The organism is Methylobacterium sp. WL7 (genome assembly GCF_008040085.1).
Classification (GTDB): Bacteria; Pseudomonadota; Alphaproteobacteria; order Rhizobiales; family Beijerinckiaceae; genus Methylobacterium; species Methylobacterium mesophilicum.
This window is the reverse complement of the sequence record NZ_VRVG01000263.1, coordinates 1-2,821: the sequence shown is the minus strand read 5'-3', so window position 1 is coordinate 2,821 and position 2,821 is coordinate 1. Positions and strand designations below refer to the sequence as shown.

The 2,821-nt window shown below is 70.0% G+C and carries 2 protein-coding genes; one reads left to right on the top strand and one right to left on the bottom strand.

Translation table 11 applies throughout. The features are described 5' to 3' along the window. Nucleotides 1-154: 154 nt before the first annotated feature. Nucleotides 155-931, bottom strand: coding sequence for an amino acid ABC transporter substrate-binding protein (locus tag FV233_RS28955; RefSeq protein WP_147899588.1), 777 nt, complete (start codon nt 929-931; stop codon nt 155-157). A gap of 658 nt (nt 932-1,589) precedes the next feature. Between FV233_RS28955 and FV233_RS28950 the strand changes: the two genes are divergently transcribed. Further along, entirely contained in the window at nt 1,590-2,516 is a 927-nt protein-coding gene (locus tag FV233_RS28950) for a dihydrodipicolinate synthase family protein (protein WP_147899587.1), read from the top strand. The last annotated feature ends 305 nt before the right edge of the window (nt 2,517-2,821 follow it).

The following is a 2,821-nucleotide window of genomic DNA, read 5'->3' as shown; positions in this document are numbered from 1 at the left end:
GGGGCCACCCTCCCCCGCAAAGGGGGGAGGGAGAAGGCGTGTCTGCCTCGAAAGGGACTTCTCTTCCCGCCGACGACGGTCCGAATTGCGATGTGCGAACATCGTAGCCCGGGGAGGGCGCGTGTTCAGCCGCGGCCTTCAGGCGATGACCCGCCTACTGTGAAACGTCCGCCCCGAAATACTTTTGCGCGATCGCCGCGTAGCTGCCGTCGGCCTTGATCTCGGTCAGCGCCTTGTCGAGGGCGGCCTTCAGGTCGGGGTTGTTCTTGCGCAGGAGGATGCCGGACGCGTCGGCGTCGTCCTTCTGGGCCACGATCTTCACGGGGGCGTTCGGCTTCTGCTTGTGGAAGTCGAGGAAGGACAGGTTGTCGTTGAGGGTCGCGTCGGCCCGGCCGGTGATGACCAGCTGGATCGACTGGTCGAACCCGTCGGTGCCGACCAGCTCGGCCCCGGATTCGGTGGCGAGCCGCGCGAAGTTGCTGCTCAGGCTCTGGGCGGACTTCTTGCCCTTGAGGTCGGCGAACCCCTTGATCGTGCCGGTGTCGGCCCGGGTGATCAGCACCGCCCGGGAGCGGATATAGGGCTCGGAGAAGTCGAACTTCGCCTGGCGCTCCTTGGTGATGCCGACCTGGTTGATCACCACGTCGTAGCGCTTGGCGTCGAGCCCGGCGATCAGGCCGTCCCACTTGCCTTCGAGGAATTGCGGCGCGACGCCGAGTTTTTCCGCCACCTTGCGGCCGATCTCCACGTCGAAGCCGACCAGCGCCCCGGAGGCGTCGTGGAAGGAGAACGGCGCGTAGGTCCCCTCGGTGCCGATCCGCAGGGTCTTGGCGGCCCGGATCGCGTCGAGGTCGTCGGCCCGCGCGGAGACGCCGAGGAGCAGGGCGGCCGCGGCGAACACGGCCGCGACGGAGGCGGGGACAAGACGCATCACGACGAACTCCAGGGCGAAAGCGTTGAAATCACGGACCCCGATCCCGCTCGCCCGTCCGGCAAGATCGTCCAGGACGACTCTGTCGCGACGCGCGGATCGGAGGTCCGGGGTGGCTCGTCGCCGCGTCGTCGCCGACCGGGCCGGGCCGCGTGTCCTATACCAAGCGGGGCGCACGGCGCCTACGCCGTGTCGGGGCGGCGCCGTCGCCCGAAAGCAGAGTCTTCCGGCTGGCCGCACCGGTCCAGGTGTTTGCGCCTTCGGAGGCGCGCACCGCCCCGGACGGCCGGATCGTCGGGAACACCGGGCCTCGACGGCGCAAGACCTTGATCGACTGATGTTTCCGGTTCCCGGACCCCGCTGTGCGGTTCCAGCATGACCGGGTGATGATCAAACGCCTCTGTTGTGGATAGGGAATAAGATTTCCGGCGGCCGGACCGGGTTGTCCCTGCCGCCCAAGGCTTGCGCGGCCGGCCCGGGCGGATCGAAAACACAGCGCCGCTTTTGTCGAGCCGGCGCCGGGACGGGTGTTGATCTCGGATGATCCTTCGGCACAGTGCCGGCGTGGTGCCGATCCGGGGCTGGCCTCTCGTCCCGGTGGCGGCGCGGAATGGTCTATCGCTGTGAGCCGGGGGGGCGCCCCGGCGGAGGATCGCGCATGAGCTCGCCTGCCCAGCCCTACCGGGGCGTCTTCCCGGTCGCCCCCACGGTGTTCGACGCCGCGGGCGCCCTCGATCTCGACGGACAGCGCCGGGCGATCGACTTCATGATCGACGCCGGCAGCCACGGCCTCTGCATCCTGGCCAACTTCTCCGAGCAGTTCGTCCTCACCGACGCCGAGCGCGAGACCGTGATGGACGCGGTGCTCGACCACGTCGCCGGCCGGGTGCCGGTGATCGTGACGACCACGCACTTCGCGACCCAGGTCTGCGCCGAGCGCTCCCGCCGGGCGCAAGAAGCCGGCGCCGCCATGGTGATGGTCATGCCGCCCTATCACGGCGCCACGATCCGGGTGCCGGACATCGGCGTCTACGACTTCTTCCGCGGCGTCTCGGACGCGATCTCGATCCCGATCATGATCCAGGACGCCCCGGTGGCCGGCACGCCGCTCTCGGCCGCGTTCCTGGCCCGCATGGCCCGGGAGATCGAGCACGTCTCCTACTTCAAGATCGAGACCCCCGGAGCCGCCGGCAAGCTGCGCGAGCTGATCGCGCAGGGCGGCGACGCGGTGGTCGGCCCCTGGGACGGCGAGGAGGCGATCACCCTGATGGCCGACCTCGATGCCGGCGCCACCGGGGCGATGACCGGCGGCGCCTATCCGGACGGCATCCGCCAGATCACCGACGCCTACGCGGCCGGCCGCCGGAGCGAGGCGCTCGACGCCTACGCGCGCTGGCTGCCGCTGATCAACCACGAGAACCGGCAATGCGGGCTCCTCGCCTGCAAGGCGCTGATGGCCGAGGGCGGCATCATCGCCCACGAGACCGCCCGCCTGCCGCTCCAGCCGCTCCACCCGGATACCCGCGCGGCGCTGATCGAATTGGCCCGGCGGAACGATGCGCTGGTGCTGCGCTGGGGGCGGTGAGGGTTATTTGCTGGGGGCGGGCCGCGGTCCGACGGACGCTCGGTCCTCCCTCGCTGTGAGGCTCACATCGGCGTCAGTAAGACGCGACGGACTCCCTCTCCCGTGGTGCGGGAGAGGGTTGGGGTGAGGGGCCAGGTCTGTCCGGATACGGCGCATCCCTCACCCTGTCCCTCTCCCGCACGGGAGAGGGGACCCGCGCTTCATCCGACGAGCGAGGCGAGGGGATCCCCACGCTTACGCCGGAGCTGAAACGCCGCCCTCCGGATCAGTTCGCCCGACCGGCCGAACCCCGCCCCAACACCCCC

Bases quoted from the DNA above. Each gene is read 5' to 3' on its own strand.
- FV233_RS28955 (WP_147899588.1), bottom strand. From the start codon at position 931: ATGCGTCTTGTCCCCGCCTCCGTCGCGGCCGTGTTCGCCGCGGCCGCC.
- FV233_RS28950 (WP_147899587.1), top strand. From the start codon at position 1,590: ATGAGCTCGCCTGCCCAGCCCTACCGGGGCGTCTTCCCGGTCGCCCCC.